Source organism: Streptomyces sp. NPDC049585 (genome assembly GCF_040675615.1).
GTDB classification, from domain to species: domain Bacteria; phylum Actinomycetota; class Actinomycetes; order Streptomycetales; family Streptomycetaceae; genus Streptomyces; species Streptomyces luteosporeus.
Window position 1 is genome coordinate 76521 of sequence record NZ_JBFAPE010000009.1, and the last position, 16556, is coordinate 93076.

The 16556-nt window shown below is 73.6% G+C and carries 13 protein-coding genes and 1 tRNA gene; 10 read left to right on the forward strand and 4 right to left on the reverse strand.

Annotation, left to right across the window (positions count from 1 at the left end; genetic code table 11):
- The first annotated feature begins 133 nt into the window (after nucleotides 1-133).
- The 3 genes from glpR to AB0K17_RS13145 all read left to right on the forward strand — a co-directional run bounded on the left by glpR (nucleotide 134) and on the right by AB0K17_RS13145 (nucleotide 3254).
- On the forward strand, nucleotides 134-1174 hold the full coding sequence (gene glpR, locus AB0K17_RS13135) for a gephyrin-like molybdotransferase receptor GlpR (protein ID WP_365983010.1): 1041 nt from the start codon (nucleotides 134-136) through the stop codon (nucleotides 1172-1174).
- A gap of 90 nt (nucleotides 1175-1264) precedes the next feature.
- Nucleotides 1265-1338 (forward strand) — tRNA-Ala (locus AB0K17_RS13140).
- A 383-nt stretch (nucleotides 1339-1721) separates the two neighbouring features.
- The gene (locus tag AB0K17_RS13145; protein WP_365983011.1) at nucleotides 1722-3254 is read left to right on the forward strand and encodes a hypothetical protein; all 1533 of its coding nucleotides are present in this window, start codon (nucleotides 1722-1724) and stop codon (nucleotides 3252-3254) included.
- A 79-nt stretch (nucleotides 3255-3333) separates the two neighbouring features.
- On the opposite strand, the gene AB0K17_RS13150 is transcribed toward AB0K17_RS13145, so the two are convergent.
- A complete protein-coding gene (locus AB0K17_RS13150) occupies nucleotides 3334-5511 on the reverse strand; it encodes an alpha-N-acetylglucosaminidase (protein ID WP_365983012.1) in 2178 nt (725 codons plus the stop codon).
- A gap of 219 nt (nucleotides 5512-5730) precedes the next feature.
- Between AB0K17_RS13150 and AB0K17_RS13155 the strand changes: the two genes are divergently transcribed.
- From AB0K17_RS13155 to AB0K17_RS13165, 3 genes are read left to right on the forward strand one after another with little or no spacing between them, the layout of a single operon-like run.
- Entirely contained in the window at nucleotides 5731-6363 is a 633-nt protein-coding gene (locus AB0K17_RS13155; protein ID WP_365983013.1) for a hypothetical protein, read from the forward strand.
- A gap of 39 nt (nucleotides 6364-6402) precedes the next feature.
- Nucleotides 6403-7635, forward strand: coding sequence for a HAMP domain-containing sensor histidine kinase (locus AB0K17_RS13160; RefSeq protein WP_365983014.1), 1233 nt, complete (start codon nucleotides 6403-6405; stop codon nucleotides 7633-7635).
- A gap of 37 nt (nucleotides 7636-7672) precedes the next feature.
- Nucleotides 7673-8179 (forward strand): DUF1269 domain-containing protein, encoded by a 507-nt coding sequence (locus AB0K17_RS13165; protein WP_365965567.1) that lies wholly within the window; start codon nucleotides 7673-7675, stop codon nucleotides 8177-8179.
- 157 nt (nucleotides 8180-8336) lie between these two features.
- On the opposite strand, the gene AB0K17_RS13170 is transcribed toward AB0K17_RS13165, so the two are convergent.
- Nucleotides 8337-8834, reverse strand: coding sequence for a GNAT family N-acetyltransferase (locus tag AB0K17_RS13170; RefSeq protein ID WP_365983068.1), 498 nt, complete (start codon nucleotides 8832-8834; stop codon nucleotides 8337-8339).
- 42 nt (nucleotides 8835-8876) lie between these two features.
- On the opposite strand from AB0K17_RS13170, the gene AB0K17_RS13175 reads away from it, so the two are divergent.
- Nucleotides 8877-9674 (forward strand): exodeoxyribonuclease III, encoded by a 798-nt coding sequence (locus AB0K17_RS13175; protein ID WP_365966073.1) that lies wholly within the window; start codon nucleotides 8877-8879, stop codon nucleotides 9672-9674.
- 250 nt (nucleotides 9675-9924) lie between these two features.
- Here AB0K17_RS13175 and AB0K17_RS13180 read toward each other — a convergent pair whose 3' ends face one another.
- The gene (locus AB0K17_RS13180; RefSeq protein WP_365966072.1) at nucleotides 9925-10059 is read right to left on the reverse strand and encodes a hypothetical protein; all 135 of its coding nucleotides are present in this window, start codon (nucleotides 10057-10059) and stop codon (nucleotides 9925-9927) included.
- Nucleotides 10060-10442: 383 nt separating this feature from the next.
- Here AB0K17_RS13180 and AB0K17_RS13185 point away from each other — a divergent pair, with 383 nt between their 5' ends.
- The 3 genes from AB0K17_RS13185 to AB0K17_RS13195 all read left to right on the forward strand — a co-directional run bounded on the left by AB0K17_RS13185 (nucleotide 10443) and on the right by AB0K17_RS13195 (nucleotide 13132).
- Nucleotides 10443-11942 (forward strand): NAD(P)/FAD-dependent oxidoreductase, encoded by a 1500-nt coding sequence (locus AB0K17_RS13185; protein ID WP_365966077.1) that lies wholly within the window; start codon nucleotides 10443-10445, stop codon nucleotides 11940-11942.
- Complete coding sequence (locus AB0K17_RS13190) at nucleotides 11939-12811, forward strand: SDR family oxidoreductase (RefSeq protein WP_365983015.1); 873 nt, start codon at nucleotides 11939-11941, stop codon at nucleotides 12809-12811. The genes AB0K17_RS13185 and AB0K17_RS13190 overlap by 4 nt, the downstream gene beginning before the upstream one ends.
- A gap of 78 nt (nucleotides 12812-12889) precedes the next feature.
- Nucleotides 12890-13132, forward strand: coding sequence for a hypothetical protein (locus AB0K17_RS13195; protein ID WP_365966070.1), 243 nt, complete (start codon nucleotides 12890-12892; stop codon nucleotides 13130-13132).
- A gap of 72 nt (nucleotides 13133-13204) precedes the next feature.
- Here AB0K17_RS13195 and AB0K17_RS13200 read toward each other — a convergent pair whose 3' ends face one another.
- Complete coding sequence (locus tag AB0K17_RS13200) at nucleotides 13205-16480, reverse strand: S41 family peptidase (protein ID WP_365983016.1); 3276 nt, start codon at nucleotides 16478-16480, stop codon at nucleotides 13205-13207.
- Nucleotides 16481-16556: the final 76 nt, after the last annotated feature.

Consider the following 16556-nt stretch of genomic DNA (forward strand, 5'->3'; position numbering starts at 1 on the left):
TTCGAATTTCTGGTCGGAAACGAGAGTCTCGGCCTCAACAAATCACAAAAAAAGTTCGAGATATGAGCCGGTTCGTGCGACACACCGCGCCAATTGGCGGAATCCCCCGTGCGCACCCCTCTACCGTGTGAGGGTGAGCAGCAGCGGCCTGATCTACGCAGTCATCGTCGGGGCATGGGCCGCCTACTTGGTGCCGATGTGGCTCCGTAGGCAGGACGAGCTCAACGAGGCCCGTCCGACGGAACGCTTCAGCACGGCCATCCGGTTGTTGTCCGGACGGGCGGGCATGGAGCGCCGTTACGCCAAGGACCTCGAAGAGCGCGCCTCCACGGAGGCGCCGGGCCCGGTGGAGCCGGAGCCCCGGGCGAGCGAGCCGGACGCGGCGACCAAACAGGTCGACGTCCGGTCCTTCGCCGCGCCCGAACCCGCCGCCCCGGCGGCGCCCGCCCCCGCGGCGAGCGCTCCGGCGGCGAGCTCCCCGGCGCCCGCCGCGCCGCCGTCCGCGAACGCGGCCGAGCGCGCCCGCCGCTCCAAGGTCCTCGCCCGCCGCCGGCGCACCACGGTGCTGCTCTTCTTCGCCTTCACCCTCGGCGCGGTCGTCGCCGGCGTCGGCGGGCTGGCCCTGTTGTGGGTCCCGGCCGTGCCGGCCGCCCTGCTGAGCGCCTACATCTGCTACCTGCGGGTGCAGGAGCGGCGGCGGTTCGCCTTCACCATGGACCAGCGCCGCGCCGAACAGGCCGCCCAGCGGCTGAAGGAGGGCGCCCGCCGCGCGGCCGCGGAGCCCCCGGAGGCCGCGCCGGACGCGTCCACCGCCGCTGACACCGTTGTCCACCGCCCCGCGCAGGCCGCCCCGCCCTCCCGCGGCGCCGCCCACCGGGCCCTGGTCGAGCAGACCGACCACGCCGAGTGGGTCGACCAGCAGCGCGACCGCGGCACGGGCGCCGGCTGGGAGCCGGTGCCGGTGCCCCTGCCCACGTACGTCTCCGCGCCGGTCGCCCCCCGGGCGGGCGGCGGGTCCGGCGACGCCTGGAGCTCGGCGCGCTCCTCCGCCGCCGAACCGGCGGCCGAGGAGCGCCGCGCCGCCCGCTCCCGCCGCCGCCCCCGCGAGCGCGGCCGCACCCCCCTCTTCGACCAGTACGCCGACGACGACCGCCCCCGCGCCGCCAACGAGTGACCCGCACCACTGCCCCGCCGCCCCCGCCCACCAGCGGGGATCGGATTTCCTGGCAGGGCGATGGGGATGCTAGAGTTTCACTCGTTGCAAGGGCCTGTGGCGCAGTCCGGTAGCGCACCTCGTTCGCATCGAGGGGGTCAGGGGTTCAAATCCCCTCAGGTCCACAACAAAGCCGTTCCCCACCGGAAGGGGATGGCGACGAAGATCCCGTCCGATCTGATTGATCGGGCGGGATCTTTGCGTTTTCCCGCGCGGCGTGGGGAGTTGAGCCCCGAATGATTGAACGCGCGACTTATTAAACCTTGTTGCGTAAATTGTGATCCAGATCATGTTTCTCCCGGTAGAGAAACGGTTCTGCGGGCGCGGTGGCGCATGGCACGATCATCCGGATCGCTGATCGCGACGATCTCGCGCAGCACGGCGATCGCCTTTCTTCCCCTTCCCCTTGCCGTGTGATGCGGCCCGGCGGCTTCGTGCTGCCCGGGGCCGCCCCCACCTCACGCTCACGAGGACGAATTTGCGCAAGCCCATCAAGTACGCCAGATACGTGGCTGTTTTACCTGCTCTGACCGCCGTCTCCCTGTTCGCCACAGGGTGCTCGGCAGGCAGCCCGTCCGCCGCCCGCAACGCCGCTGACGCCGAGCCCGTCGCCGCCACCGCACCGCAGCTCGCGGTGGCCGCCGCACCCGCCGGGGCCGCTGCGCCCAGCGCGGTGGCCCGCCCGTCCGGCAACGCGTCCGGGGGCGACCTGCCCAAGGCCGTGAAGTCCGAGCTCAAGGTCGCCTCGTTCGACCAGCGCAGCGGACGTGCCGTGCTCTCCGGCACCGCGACGCCGACCGCCCCCAAGGGCAAGGCGGCTGACAAGCCGTCGGAGAAGCCGGCCGACAAGCCGTCGGGCAAGGCCAAGGGCATCGCGCCGCAGGCGCCGTCCGGCGCCGCCCCGACCACACCGTCGTCCGCGGAACCCTCCGCGGCGCCGAAGAACGGCGTGGCCGTCGGTGACGTCATCGCCAGCGCGCCCGCGCCCGGCGCACCCCACGGTGTGCTGGCCAAGGTCACGCAGGTGCTGGGCACCACCGACAAGGGCACCGAGGTCAACACCACCCCGGCCACCCTCGACGCCCTCCTCGGCGCCTCCGAGGCCAAGGGCGACGTGCCGGTCGACCCCTCCACCGTGAAGGTCGAGCCCCTCGTCCCGAACGTGAAGGTCTCCTGGACCAAGCCCGGCGGCGTCCACGTCGGCCCGCAGGGCGCCAAGGTGCCGCTGGGCAACCTGCGGCTGGACGTGGGTGCCTCCATACCCACGCCCAAGGGCTCGCCCGTCACGGCCGAGGCGTCGGCGTCCGGATTCGTCCAGCTGGCACCCGAGGTCGAGTTCGCGTACAGCGGCAAGGGCATCGGCTCCAGCGGCGGCCCCGGCACCGCGTCCCTGGCCCTGTCCGGCAACTGGTCCTCCCAGTGGGAGCTGCGCGGCCAGGCCGCCGCCACGACGGCGGACAAGCCGCTGCGGCTGCCGTTCGCCAAGCTGCACGCCGACCCGGTCGTCCAGGTCGGGCCCGTGCCGGTCGTCATCAACCTCGACCTCACCTGCTACCTGCAGGTCGACGCCGACGGAAAGATCGGCGTCGAGGTCAAGCAGGACATGAAGGGCGACTTCAAGGTCGGCGGCGCCTACACGTGGGGCAAGGGCTGGAGCGGCGTCAGCAAGGCCGACATGACCGCCAGCCCCGTGCGGGCCACGGCCACGGCCTCCGGCCGGGTCAAGGCCACGCTCGGCGCCGAGGCGTCCGTCGGCCTGTACGGCGTGGCCGGCGTCAGCGCCAACCTCGCGCCGTACCTGCGGGCGGAGGCCGAGGGCAGCGCCACGGCCGCCAGCGACGGCTCGGCGTCGGCCACGGGCAAGTGGGCGGCGTACGGCGGTGTCGATCTGACGGGGGCGCTGTCGGCGCACCTGAAGATCTTCGGTACGCCGGTCTTCGAGCGGAGCCTTCCCTTCGACATCCTGCACCGTGAGTGGAAGCTCGCGGGCGGGGAGGGGTCCGTCAGCCGGCCGGCCGGCGCCGCTCCGAAGAAGCGGTAACGCTTTTGCCGTTGGCAGCTTGGGCGGGGTTCGGGATTCTTTCCGGGCCCCGCCCTTGTGGTTTGCCCACAACCAGGCCTTACAGCCTCGACGCCACCGTCCTCGCCAAGGGGACGATGTCGCCTGTCGGGCGCGTGCGGGTGGTCGGGGGGTTTTGGAGCCAGCGGGATTCGAGGGTGTACCAGTCGATGGGGTTCGGGTCGCGGTCGTGCGTCAGGGACGCCGTCAGTTCGTCGAAGTACGTCTTCCAGCGCAGCCGGTACAGGCCGCCCACCAGGCCCGACCATTCGCGGTTGGCGTAGTCGTGCAGTTTGCCGCCGTCCGCCGCGGGGCGGGGACCCCAGACGGTGAGCAGGGTCAGGGCGTCCGCCTGCAGTTGGTCGCGTTCGGCGTCCGTCGTGCCCCAGGCGCGGGCGGCCGCGGTCCAACGGCCCAGCAGATGGCGTTCGTCGGTGGCGACGACGGAGTCCAGCAGGTCCATCCAGTCGATCCATTGCCGGGTCAGGGCCGTGAAGCGCTCGTGGTCGCGGTCCTCGTAGGCCGCTTTGATGCGCGGCAGCAGCAGCCGGCTGCGGTTGGCGATGCACTGGCGGGTGATGTCGACGAGGTCGGTGCGGTAGGCGGTGCTGCGGCGCAGGGCGGGGGAGACCGACAGCAGGGCCGGCAGGGCCTTGTCGAACTCGGCGGCGTCGTAGCGCAGGGCGCGCGGCGACCAGGCGGCGCCGCGGTCGGCGGCGAGGTCGGGGCGGGCGCCGAAGAGGCCGTCGGCCTGTTCGCTCCAGCTGTCGGCGCGCGAGGTGCCGTACGCGGTGCGGCGCAGGACGTCCCAGGCGCGTGCGGCACCGGCGTCGTGGGCGCCGTAGCGGGTGACGGCCCACTGGCCGAACCAGGCGTCGAGCCGCACCGGGCCGTCCGTCCAGGCGAGGTCGGAGAAGAGGGCGAGGGCGGCAGCGTCGTTGTCGGCGGCCTCGGGCATCACGGCGATGCCGCGCAGGGCGCTGCCCGGCTTGGTGCGCCAGCGGTGGTAGAGGGCGGCCCAGTCGGGGGCGTTGGCGCCCAGTGCGGTGTGGCCGCCGAAGTTCCAGATGGTGCCGAAGGCGTAGGGGGCGCCGCCCCAGTCCGCTTCCCGGTCGGTGACGTGGGGGAAGCGGTCGGAGATGCCGTCGAGGACGAGGATCCGTGTGTGGTCGACGGCGTCGACGATCTCGCGCCGGGGGTTGCGCTGCCAGCCGAGGATGGCCCAGACGGCGTCGGGGTGCGCGGTGCGCAGGGCCTTCTCCACGGCCCGGGCGGCGTCGCCGACGGGCACATCGCCGGGGGTGCCGCCCTCGTGCAGCAGGTCCATCTTGTACATGGACGTGGCCCCGTACAGCTCTTGTTGCACCCGGTAGAAGGTGCGGGCGACGGCGGCGAAGCGGGGGGTGCGCGGGTCGAGCCAGTCGGGGCGGTCGAAGCCGCCCCAGTCGCCCTGCGGGACGGTGCGCGCGCCGGGGTTGCGGCGGGCGAAGTCCGGCGGGACGGTGCCGAAGTAGCCGGGCAGCACGGGGCTCATGCCGAGCTCGCGCAGGCGCCGGACGATGCGGCGGGCGAGGGCGGTGCGGCGCTCCAGCAGACGGGTGGGGACCGGCCCGCCGAAGGCGGACATGTTCTGCATGAGCCACCAGGGCTGGTGGGCCGGCCCGGGAACCCACCGGCGGATCTCCGCGTCGCTGTAACCGTGTTCGATGAAGGTGCGGTGGTAGACGGCGTCGGCGCCTGCGTAGACGAGGACCTCGTTGAAGCCGTGCAGGGCGAGGACGTCGATCTCGCGTTCCCAGTAGTCCCAGTCGTGGTACGGGCCGGTGTAGCCGTCGTTGGTGTCGTTGAGGACGAAGCGGTGGGCGACGTTGGCCGTGCCGGTGACCGGGGTGCGGGCCGCCGGGAGGCGGGCGGGCAGCGCCGTCTGCTCGCCGCGCCAGGAGAGGTGGGCGTGCGCCACCTGCCGCAGGTAGTGGTGGAAGCCGGTGAGTTGGACGGCCGGGGTGGTGCCCTCGACGACGATGCGGCCCGCGTCGCCGGTCACCCGGAACGCGTCGTGCCCGCCCCGGCGGGCCACGGTGCGGAAGGAGACCTGGTGGTGATGGCGGGGCAGCAGGCGGGCGAGCGCGGCCGCGGCGGGCCCGGCCTGGGCCGCGCCGGCGGCCCCCGCGCCGGTCGTGCCGAGCGCGGCGGAGCCCGCGAGGGCGGCGCCGAGGAGCGTACGACGGGCGATGGGCATGGCTGACCTCCACCGTGGCGCTGCGGCGGCCGCCGGGCACGCGGCCGGCCGGCGCGGACGACCGGGCCGCGATCCTATGAGCCGGCGCGGGAATCCGGTCAAGGGCACGGGCGCCGAACCAGCCACGCCGGTTACATTTGGCACGAATGGCCCCGCGAACCGCTCTCGACCTGCTAACGCCGCCCCCGTCCCATCGGCCCCGACGGCATGAGGAACCCCGTGCGCTCACTCCTCGCGACGCCCGGCACGGTGTCCCTCCTCGCCGTGGCCCTGCTGGCCTGGCCGCTCGCCGGGTGCGCCGAACCCGGCGGCCTGCACGTCGCGGGCCCGGCCGGCACCCCGCCGGCCACGGCGGGCGCCGTCTACGTGCTGGAGGGGCCGGGGCAACCCCTGCTGCGGCGCCCGGCGTCCTTGACGGTGAGAGGCGGCCCCGGGCGCGGGGTGCGGTTGGGCGGGCTGCGCTGGCGGTCCTGGGGCGGGCCGACGGCCGAGGCGACGGGAACGGCGACGGAGGTCCTCGCGGGAACGACGCCGGGCACGGCTTCACGTACGACAGGCACGGCAGGTACGGCAGGCACGGCAGGTGTCACAGACACGGCCGGTGTCACAGGCACGACAGGGACGGGCGCGACAGGTACGACGACGGGGGCGGTCCCCGGGCGGTGGCGGGTGAAGGTGGTGCTCGCCGGCCTGGTCCAGCAGGAACGTTCCTCCTATTACGGGCGGGCCACCGTCGTCCTCCTGGACGCCGCCCCCGGACCGGGCCCCGCCAAGGCCCCCGAGGACCTGCGCGACCTGCGGCTCTTCGTCCCCGCCGAGCACCGGGAGCCGTACGGGCCGGCGCCCTGGTAACCGACCGAGTCGATCGTCAGCCGAGGAGACCACGAGCCGATGGGCCTGCGCACGAAGATCGGGGTGGCGATCACCGCCACTGCCGCACTGGTCGCCGTCCTCATCGGCCTCGTCGTCCACCACCGCACCGCGCGCACCCAGCTGGAGACCGCGCGCGAGACCATGGACCAGCGGCTGGTCGCCGCCGCCGAGGACCACGTCGCGGGCGTCGACCGCTCCCGCATGATCATCAACCCCGACCGGATGCCCGCACCGCTGCGCCGCGCCGTCGACGACGGCAAGCGCGCCACCTACCTCGACCGCTCCGGCGAGGTGCCCATGCTGTGGGCCGCCATGCGCTCCGGCGACGACGTGATCGTCCTGCGGCACTCCTACCGTAAACAGGTCCGCGACCTGCAGCAGCTCGACGAGGTGCTGTGGCTCGCCGGCGGCGCCGGCACCGCCGGGGCCTGCCTCGTCGGCATCGGCCTGGCCACCGTCGCCGGGCGCCGGCTCAACGCCTCCGCCCGTACCGCCGAGGCCATCGCCGACGGCGACCTGACCGCACGCCTCGCACCCCGCGGCGGCAAGGACGAGATCGCCCGCCTCATCCACGCCGTCAACACCATGGCCGACGCCCTCGCCGCCCGCCTGCAGGACGAGCGCGAGGTCACCGCCAACATCGCCCACGAACTGCGCACCCCCGTCGCCGGGCTGGTCGCCGCCGCCGAACTGCTGCCCGACGGCCGGCCCGCCGAGATGGTGCGCGAACGCGCCCAGCGGGTGCGCTCCCTCGTCGAGGACGTCCTGGAGGTCGCCCGCCTCGACGCCGACGCCGAACGCGCCGACACCGACGTACGCGCGCTCGGCGAGCTGACCCGGCGGGCCGTGCGGGCCGCCACCGCCGGCGACCCGGCGCACGCCGCCGGCGTCCGGGTGATCCGCGACTGCCTGGTCGAGACCGACGCCCGCCGCGTCGAACGCATACTCGCCAACCTCGTCAGCAACGCCTTCCGGCACGGTGCCGGACCGGTCGTCGCCGAGGTCGACGGTGGCCTCGTGCACGTCACCGACCAGGGCCCCGGCTTCCCCGAACCCCTCCTCGCCCACGGGCCGCAGCGCTTCCGCACCGGATCGGGAGCCGGCCTCGGCCTCGGGCTGACCATCGCCACCGGCCAGGCCAGGGTCCTCGGCGCCCGGCTGACCTTCACCAACGCGCCCGGCGGCGGCGCCCGGGCCACGCTCGACCTGACCGCCGCCGTGCACGCGACTCCGCCGGAAGACGGCGACTGACGTGCGCGGCGGGCCCGCAGGCCCAAGAGTGGAAGCCGTGAACGACAACGTCCTCTTCCTGAGCGTCCACAGCTCCGCCAAGGGCCACAAGGCCCTGGACGCCCTGCGCCGGGCCCACGCCGACGGCGACATCTCCCTGCGCGAGGGCACCGTCATCGCCCGGGACGCCGAGGGCACCCTCGACTTCCCCGACGCCGTCGACGACACCGGCACCGGGCAGGCCTTCGCCATGGGCGGCATCCTCGGCGGGCTCCTCGGCATTCTCGGCGGTCCGCTCGGCGTGATGATCGGCTTCGGTGCGGGCGGCCTGATCGGCGGCATGCACGAGGCCCGGCAGGCCACCGCCTCCAACGCCGCCCTGGAGATGCTCGCCGCCGAGGTGCCCCCCGGCAGCACGGTGCTGATGGCCGAGGTGCGCGAGGAGGACCCCGGCCCGGTCGACCGCGCCCTCGCCCCCTACGGCCAGGTACGGCGCTACCCGGCCGAACGCGTCCGGGCGGAGGTGGAGGAGGCCATCGCGGCGGGCCACGGCAAGACGGGCTGACCGCCGCAGCGCCCCGTAGGGGCGCGGGGCGGCGTCGATCCGCGGCTGCCGCCCTGCGGGGGCGACAAGCCACGATGCGCTCGCGGATTGCCCGGAGCCCGGGCTGGCGTGTCAGCTGCGGGCCGTCGCCGGCTGATCGCGCAGTTCCCCGCGCCCCTTACGGGGCGCTACGGCGGCCGAGCGGCTTGGCGAAGCAGCGGCTGGAGTCGTAGTCGCGGTACAGCCCGAACTTCGGCACGGCCGGCCGGTAGCCGCTGGAGAGGTACAGTGCGATGGCCTCGGGCTGCTGGTCGCCCGTCTCCAGCACCATCCGGACGCGCCCCGCCGCGAGCGCGTCGCCCTCCAGCGCGGCCAGGATCCGGCGCGCGAGCCCCAGCCCGCGCGCCCGGGGTATCACGTACATCCGCTTGAGCTCGGCGTCCCCGTCCGCGTACCCCTCGCCGTTGCGGTCCATCGCCCGCCATCCTCCGGTGGCCACCGGCAGGCCCTCGGGGTCGTACGCGATGAGATACAGGCCACGCGGCGGGGCGAAGTGCTCCGGGTCCAGCGGCGTGCGATCCCCCTCGCCGCCGTACCGCCGGGCGTACTCCACCTGCACTTCGTCGGCCAGCTTCACCGCGTCGGGATGGTCGTAGGCGACCGGGACGATCGTCATCTCCATTCCGGGATGGTAGGACTGCGCAGGTATGGTGCCCTGGTGCTGACCGTAACCTCCGCAAATGTCAACGGTCTGCGTGCCGCCGCGAAGAAGGGCTTCGTGGAGTGGCTGGCGCAGACCGAGGCCGACGTCGTCTGCCTCCAGGAAGTCCGTGCCGAGCCGCACCAGCTGCCCGACGAGGTCCGCGACCCCGCCGGCTGGTACGCCCACCACGCCCCGGCCGCCGCCAAGGGCCGCGCCGGCGTCTCGGTGTACTCCCGCCGCGAGCCGGACGCGGTGCGCACCGGTTTCGGCTCGGCCGAGTTCGACGGCTCCGGCCGCTATCTGGAGATCGACCTGCCCGGGGTGACGGTCGCCAGCCTCTACCTGCCCTCGGGCGAGGTCGGCACGGAGCGGCAGGACGAGAAGGAACGCTTCATGGCCGAGTTCCTGCCGTACCTGGTGGGCCTCAAGGCCCGCGCCGCCGCCGACGGCCGCGAGGTCCTGGTCTGCGGCGACTGGAACATCGCCCACACCGAGGCCGACCTCAAGAACTGGAAGGCCAACCGCAAGAGCGCCGGCTTCCTCCCCGAGGAGCGCGAGTGGCTCACCAAGGTCTTCGAGGAGTACACGGACGTCGTCCGCCGCCTGCACCCGGGCGTCGACGGCCCCTACTCCTGGTGGTCCTACCGCGGCCGCGCCTTCGACAACGACTCGGGCTGGCGCATCGACTACCACGTCGCCACGCCGGGCCTGGCGGAGCGCGCCCTGAAGGCCCACGTGGAGCGCGCGGCGACCCACGCGGAGCGCTGGAGCGATCATGCGCCGGTGACGGCGGTGTACGACCTGCGGGGTTAGCGGTACGGGGGCCGGCCCGGCCCGGTAGCGTGAGGCCGGACCTGTCGGGGCCTCATGGCGAGAGGCCCCGCCGGTCGCTCCCTGACTTGTTCTCGTGCAAGGGCCGCGGGAGAGAAGTATCTGCGCTACCGTGAAAGGGCTCCTCTCGCAGGAGCAAAAAGCCCGCCACGGGTGGCTGGTAACCATCCCGTGACGGGTGTGCGCCGAAGTGGTTGACCGTTCGGGGCCTACTGGAGATAGGCCCCGCCGGTCACACCTTTCCGGCCAGGAGCAGACCCAGCGTCAGGACGAGGACCAGCAGCTCCAAACACAGTTTCGCTGCGGCCGTCCATCGCCTCACCTTTTCCCAGTCGAACGGGGACTTCGGCCTCCCGTGTCGTGCCATGTGCTGCACCTCTCCGTGAATCGGAGGCTCGCCGGTTGCGAGGCTCCTCGAAGAGGCCTGGGGCAGCGGCGGCAACGGCCGCCGCGCCCGAGGCCCCTGGCTGGAGCCTCGGAACGCGACGAACCGACCCGTGGAGCGAGGTGCAATGGCGCATCACAGGAGACATCAACGTATCGACTGACATCCCAACCATGGGCCGTTTACAGGAGTTTGGCGGAGTGAGGGGTGTGACGGGGGAGCGCAACAGCGGCTCATGCGCCCACTACTGCCGGTAACTTCCGCGCCGCAGAGGCCTACCGCGCGGCAGGGTGCCTGGCCTACCCTCCCGACTGTGCCAGTGAACGCTGGCACCATCGAGCGTGGCTTCTCCGGGAGGCGGCGGCATGGTCGAGCACGTACGCGTGGCGGTGATCGGTTCCGGGTTCGGGGGGTTGGGCGCGGCCGTGCGGTTGCGCCGGGAGGGCGTCACGGACTTCGTCGTCCTGGAGCGCGCGGACGCCGTCGGCGGCACCTGGCGGGACAACACCTATCCCGGTTGCGCCTGCGACGTGCCCTCCCACCTGTACTCCTTCTCCTTCGCCCCCAACCCTGAATGGCCGCGCAACTTCTCCGGCCAGGAGCACATCCGGGCGTACCTGGAGCACGTCACGGACACCTACGGGCTGCGGCCGCACCTGCGCTTCGGCGCCGAGGTGCAGGAGATGGCGTGGGACGCGGACGAGCTGCGGTGGCAGATCCGCACGCCGAACGGCGAGTGGACCGCCGACCTCGTCGTCTCGGCCACCGGCGCGCTCTCCGACCCGAGGATCCCCGACATCCCCGGCCTCGACGGCTTCCCCGGCGCCGTCTTCCACTCCGCCCGCTGGGACCACGGCACCGACCTGCGCGGCAAGCGCGTGGCCGTCATCGGCACCGGCGCCTCCGCCGTGCAGATCGTGCCCGGCATCCAGCCGGAGGTGGAGCGCCTGACCCTCTTCCAGCGCACCCCCGCCTGGGTGCTGCCGCGCGCCGACCGCCGCATCAGTGCCGTCGAGCAGTGGCTGCACGGCAAGGTGCCGGCCAGCCGTCAGCTGCGGCGCGGAGTGCTGTGGGGCATGCGGGAGTTGCAGGTGGGGCTGTTCACCAAGTGGCCCGAGCGGCTCGGTCTCATGGAGCGGGTCGCGACCGCGCATCTGCGCCGGGCCGTCAAGGACCCGGCCCTGCGCGCCAAGCTCACGCCCGACTACCGCATCGGCTGCAAGCGCATCCTGCTGTCCAACGACTTCTATCCCGCCCTCACCCGCCCCAACGTGGACGTCGTCGCCTCCGGCCTCGCCGAGGTGCGCGGTACGACGCTCGTCGCGTCCGACGGCACCACCGCCGAGGCGGACGTGATCGTCTTCAGCACCGGCTTCCTGGTCACGGACATGCCCCTGGGCGACCGTGTCACCGGCGCCAACGGCACGACGCTCGCCGACCATTGGCGCAAGGAGGGCGCCATCAGTGCGCTGCGCGGCGCCAGCGCCGCCGGCTTCCCCAACTTCCTGACGATCGTCGGCCCCAACACCGGCCTCGGCAACAGCTCGATGATCCTGATGATCGAGTCCCAGCTGAACTACATGGCCGACTACCTCCACCAGCTCGACACCCTCGGCGGCCGGGCCGCGCTCGACGCCCGCCCCTCGGCCGTACGGGCCTGGAACCGCACCCTGCAGCGCCGCATGACGAGCACCGTGTGGAACACCGGCTGCAAGAGCTGGTACCTCGACGCGAACGGCCACAACGCCACGCTGTGGCCGGGCACGACGGCCGAGTTCCGCAGAGCCACCCGGCGGGTGGACCTCGCCGAGTACCAGGTGCTGCGCACGGCGCGGGTGCGCGCGACGGCGGGGGCCGGCCGATGAGCACGCGCAGGAGCCTGACCGGGCAGGTCGCCGTCGTCACCGGGGCCGCCCGCGGGGTGGGCGAGGCCCTCGCCCGTACCCTGGCCGCGCGCGGGGCGTCCGTGGCGCTCGTCGGGCTGGAGCCCGGCGAACTGCGCCGCGTCGCCGCACCGCTGGGATCCGCCGCCGCGTACTGGCACGCCGACGTCACCGACCACGAGGCGATGACGCGCGTCGCGGCCGAGGTGAAGGAGCACTTCGGCAAGGTGGACGTCGTCGTCGCCAACGCCGGTGTGGCCACCGGCGGCCCGCTCGACGACTGCGACGCGGACGCCTGGCGCCGGGTCGTGGAGGTCAACCTCATCGGCAGCGCGGTCACCGGCCGCGCCTTCCTGCCCCTGCTGGCCGCAAGCCGCGGCTACCTGCTGCAGGTCGCCTCCCTGGCCGCCCTCACCCCCGCGCCCCTGATGACCGCCTACTGCGCGTCCAAGGCCGGCGTGGAGGCGTACGCCCACAGCCTGCGCGCCGAGGTCGCCCACCGGGGCGTACGCGTCGGCGTGGCGTACCTGAGCTGGACGGACACCGACATGGTGCGCGGCGCCGACCGCTTCGAGGTGATGCGCGAGCTGCGCCGGCGGCTGCCCTGGCCGATGAACCGCACCTACCCGCTGGAGCCCGCCGTCGACCGGCTCGTCGCGGGCATCGAGCGCCGCTCGGCGCACATCTACGCCCAGGGCTGGCTGCGGACGCTGCAGCCGCTGCGCGGCGCGCTGCCGGCCGTGGTGGCCCTCGGCGGCTCACGTGAGATGCGGCGCGTCGAGGGCCGGCTGGCCGGGATGCGGCCGGGCCTGGTGGGCGCGGGCGGCGCGGCGGACACGCAGCGTAACTGATCGAAATGCGGGGTTCGTCCCGGCGTGTGAGGCTGGTCGCGGCCCGATTCCCCACACCCACCGAGGAGTGAACCCCCCATGGGCATGAAGGACGAGATGCAGAACAAGGCGCAGCAGGCGAAGCAGAAAGCGCAGCAGGCCAAGCAGCAGGCGCAGCAGAAGGGTCAGCAGACGCAGGACAAGCTGCAGCAGAAGGGCCAGCAGGGTCAGCAGCGCGGCCAGCAGCAGGGCCAGCAGCGCGGCCAGCAGGGTCAGCAGCGCGGACAGCAGGGCCAGCAGTCCCTGGACGACATCCAGGACGAGTTCGACGACCGCAGCTGACGCGGCGCGAACGTACGCGAGGGGCCCGCCCGGTTGCCGGGCGGGCCCCTCTTGTCTTGTTGCGTTGCCGTGTCAGCCGCTGCGCGGCGGCAGCTTCGGGCGGCGCAGGTCGGGCACGTCGGAGTAGTCCGGCGGGCGCGCGTGGCCGTGCCGTTCCAGCAGGTCCAGGGCCAGGCGCACGGCGTCGTCCAGCTGCTTGTGCCGGCCCTCGGCCCAGTCGAGCGGGGTGCGGTCGACCTCGATGTCCGGCTCGACGCCGTGGTTCTCCACGCCCCAGCCGTACGCGTCGAACCACGCGGCGTTCATGGGCACGGTGATGTGCGTGCCGTCGCCCAGCCGGTGCCGTCCGGTCATGCCGACGACGCCGCCCCAGGTGCGCAGGCCCACCACCGGGCCGATGCCCTGCAGCCGGAACGCGGCGGTGATCATGTCGCCGTCGGAGGAGGTCATCTCGTCCGCGATGGCCACGACGGGCCCGCGGGGGGCGTTGCTGGCGTACGAGACGGGCTCGGCGTCGCGCGTGAGGTCCCAGCCGACGATGGTGCGGGTGAGCTTCTCGACGACGAGTTCGCTGATGTTGCCGCCGGCGTTGCCGCGCACGTCGACGATGAGGGCGGGGCGGGCCATCTCCATGCGCAGGTCGCGGTTGAACTGGGCCCAGCCGGAGCCGCCCATGTCGGGGATGTGCAGGTAGCCGCACCTGCCGTCGCTCAGTTCGTGGACGACGGCGCGGCGCTTGGTGACCCAGTCCTGGTAGCGCAGGGGGCGTTCGTCGATGAGGGGGACGACGGCGACCCGGCGGGGGTGCCCGTCCTCCCCGGGCGGGCGGAAGGTGAGTTCGACCGTGGTGCCGCCGGCGGCGGCCAGCAGCGGGGAGGGGCCGGCGACCGGGTCCACGGGCCGGCCGTCGACGTGGGTGAGCGCCCAGCCCTCGCGGATGCCGGAACCGGCCAGCGGGGAGCGGGCCTTGGAGTCGGAGGACTCGCCGGGCAGGACGCGCCGCACCCGCCACGTGCCGTCCTTGTGGGGCGTGAAGTTGGTGCCCAGCAGCCCGATGGCCCGCTGGTAGTGCGGCGGCCCCTCGTTGCGGCGGGCGGGCGTGACGTACGCGTGCGAGGTGCCGAGCTCGCCGAGGACCTCGCGCAGCAGGTCGGCGAACTCGTCGGGGGAGGCGACGCGTTCGACCAGCGGGCGGTACTGCCGAAGCACCCCGTCCCAGTCGACGCCGCACATGCCCGGCTCCCAGAAGTACGCGCGCACGATGCGCCCCGCCTCGTCGTAGGACTGCCGCCACTCGGCCGCGGGGTCGGCCTCGTGCAGAATGCGGCGCATGTCGACGTAGACGGTCGAGTCGAGGTCGGCGACGTCGGTGGCCGGCACCACCCGCAGGTCGCCCTCGTCGTTGAGGACGAGCCGGGTGCCGTCGCCGCTGACCGCGTACCAGTCCAAGGAGCTGCTCAGCTCCGTGCGCTTGGCCTTGCACAGGTCGAAGTGTTCGAGGGTCGGGCGGCCGGAGGTGTCGGTGGGGTTGGCGAAGGTCTCGCCGAGCGCGCCCGAGATCGGCCAGCGCAGCCACACCAGGCCGCCGCCGGCGACCGGGTGCAGCGAGGAGTACTTGGAGGCGGCCACCGGGAACGGCGTCACGCGGCTCTCCAGCCCCTCCACCTCCACCACCAGCGCCCCCTCGTGGTCGCCGGTGTCGTCCAGGTCCAGCCCGCCGCCCGGCGGGCGGCCCTCGATGGTCAGCGCGAACGGCGAGGGCGTGGCCGACGACAGCGGGACGAGGTAGGGGCGGCAGCCCAGCGGGAAGGACAAGTCGCCGGTGTGCACGTCGTAGACCGGGTCGAAGCCGCGCCAGGAGAGGAAGGCCAGGTAGCGGCCGTCGCGGGTGAAGACCGGCTGCTCGTCCTCGAAGCGGCCGTTGGTGACGTCCACGACGTGCCCGTCGGCCAGGCGCGCGATCCTGATCTGCCGCAGGGAGCGGCCGATGCCCGGGTGCGACCAGGTCAGCCAGCCCGAGTCGGGCGCGAACGCCAGGTCGCGCACCGGGCCGTTGGCCGAGCGCACCAGCTCGCTCACCTCCCCCTCGCCCTCGGGGGAGGTGTCCACCAGCAGCAGCCGCCCGTCGTGCGCGGCCACCGCCAGGCGCTGCCCGTCGGGGGAGGAGACCATCTCGTGCACCCGGCCGAGCCGGCCGGCCGCCAGGCGCCGCGGCTCCCCCGTCCCGGCGGCCCGCGGCAGGCCGGCGATCTCGACGGCGTCCTCGCCCTCGGCGTCGGTGACGTAGGCGATGCGGCCGGTCGAGCCCAGCATCTCCGGCAGCCGCACCCTCACCCCCGGGGTGTCGGCGATCGTGCGGGCCGGGCCGTCGCGGTGGGTCAGCCAGTACAGGCTGCCGCGCACGCCCACCGCGCTGGCCCGCCCGGTGGTGTCCACCGCCAGCGCGCCCACGTGCTGGCCCGCCTGCACCTGGTACGTGCGCCGGCCGGCCCGCGAGCCGCCCGGGCGCACCTCGATGCGGCGCGCCGTGGCGTCCGGCGCGAGGTCGTCGACCAGCCACACCTCGCCCGCGCACTGGTAGACCACGCGCGTGCCGTCGGTGGCGGCGTGGCGGGCGTAGAAGTCGTCGTGGTCGGTGTGGCGGCGCAGGTCGGAGCCGTCCGGTCGGCAGGAGTAGAGGTTGCCGACGCCCTCGTGGTCGGAGAGGAACGCGATCCGGTCGCCGACGAACATCACCGAGTCCAGGTGGCCGCCGATGTCCGGCACCAGGCGGGTGCCGTGCAGCCACAGCCGTCCCGTCGCCCCGCCGCGGTAGCGCTTCCACGACGCCGGTTCGTGCGGCGGCTTGCCGGCCAGCAGCAGGGTGCGGTGCTCGCCGCCGACGTCGCCCATGGCGATGTCGGAGACCGGCCCCCACGGCAGCCGCAGCCCCGGGCTGCCGTCGGTCGGCAGCCGGTAGGCCCAGGAGAAGTACGAGAAGGGCTGGCCGTGCGAGGAGACGGCGAGGATGTCGTACCCGGCGTCGCCCCGGTCGGAGGGGGCCCAGCCGCACACCCGGGTGTCGGTGCTGCCCCAGTACGTCAGGCGGCGGGCGGCGCCCCCGTCGACGTTCACGAGGTGGATCTCCGGATCCAGGCTGCGCCAATTGGTGTACGCGATCGTCCGGCCGTCGGGGGAGAAGCGCGGGTGCCCGGCCCGGGTACGGTCCACGGTCAGCCGCCACGGCCGCGCGGCACCGGTCAGCGGGGCCAGCCAGAGGTCGTCCTCCGCCACGAAGCAGAGCAGATCGCCGTGGAGGTGCGGGAAGCGGATGTACGCGTCGCTGCTCACGGAGCTCACCCCACCCATGGTTTCGGGCCACCGGGGCCCCGGCAACTCCTGCCGTGACGCAGAACACGATCGAAACGACACCGTTTCGCTGTTC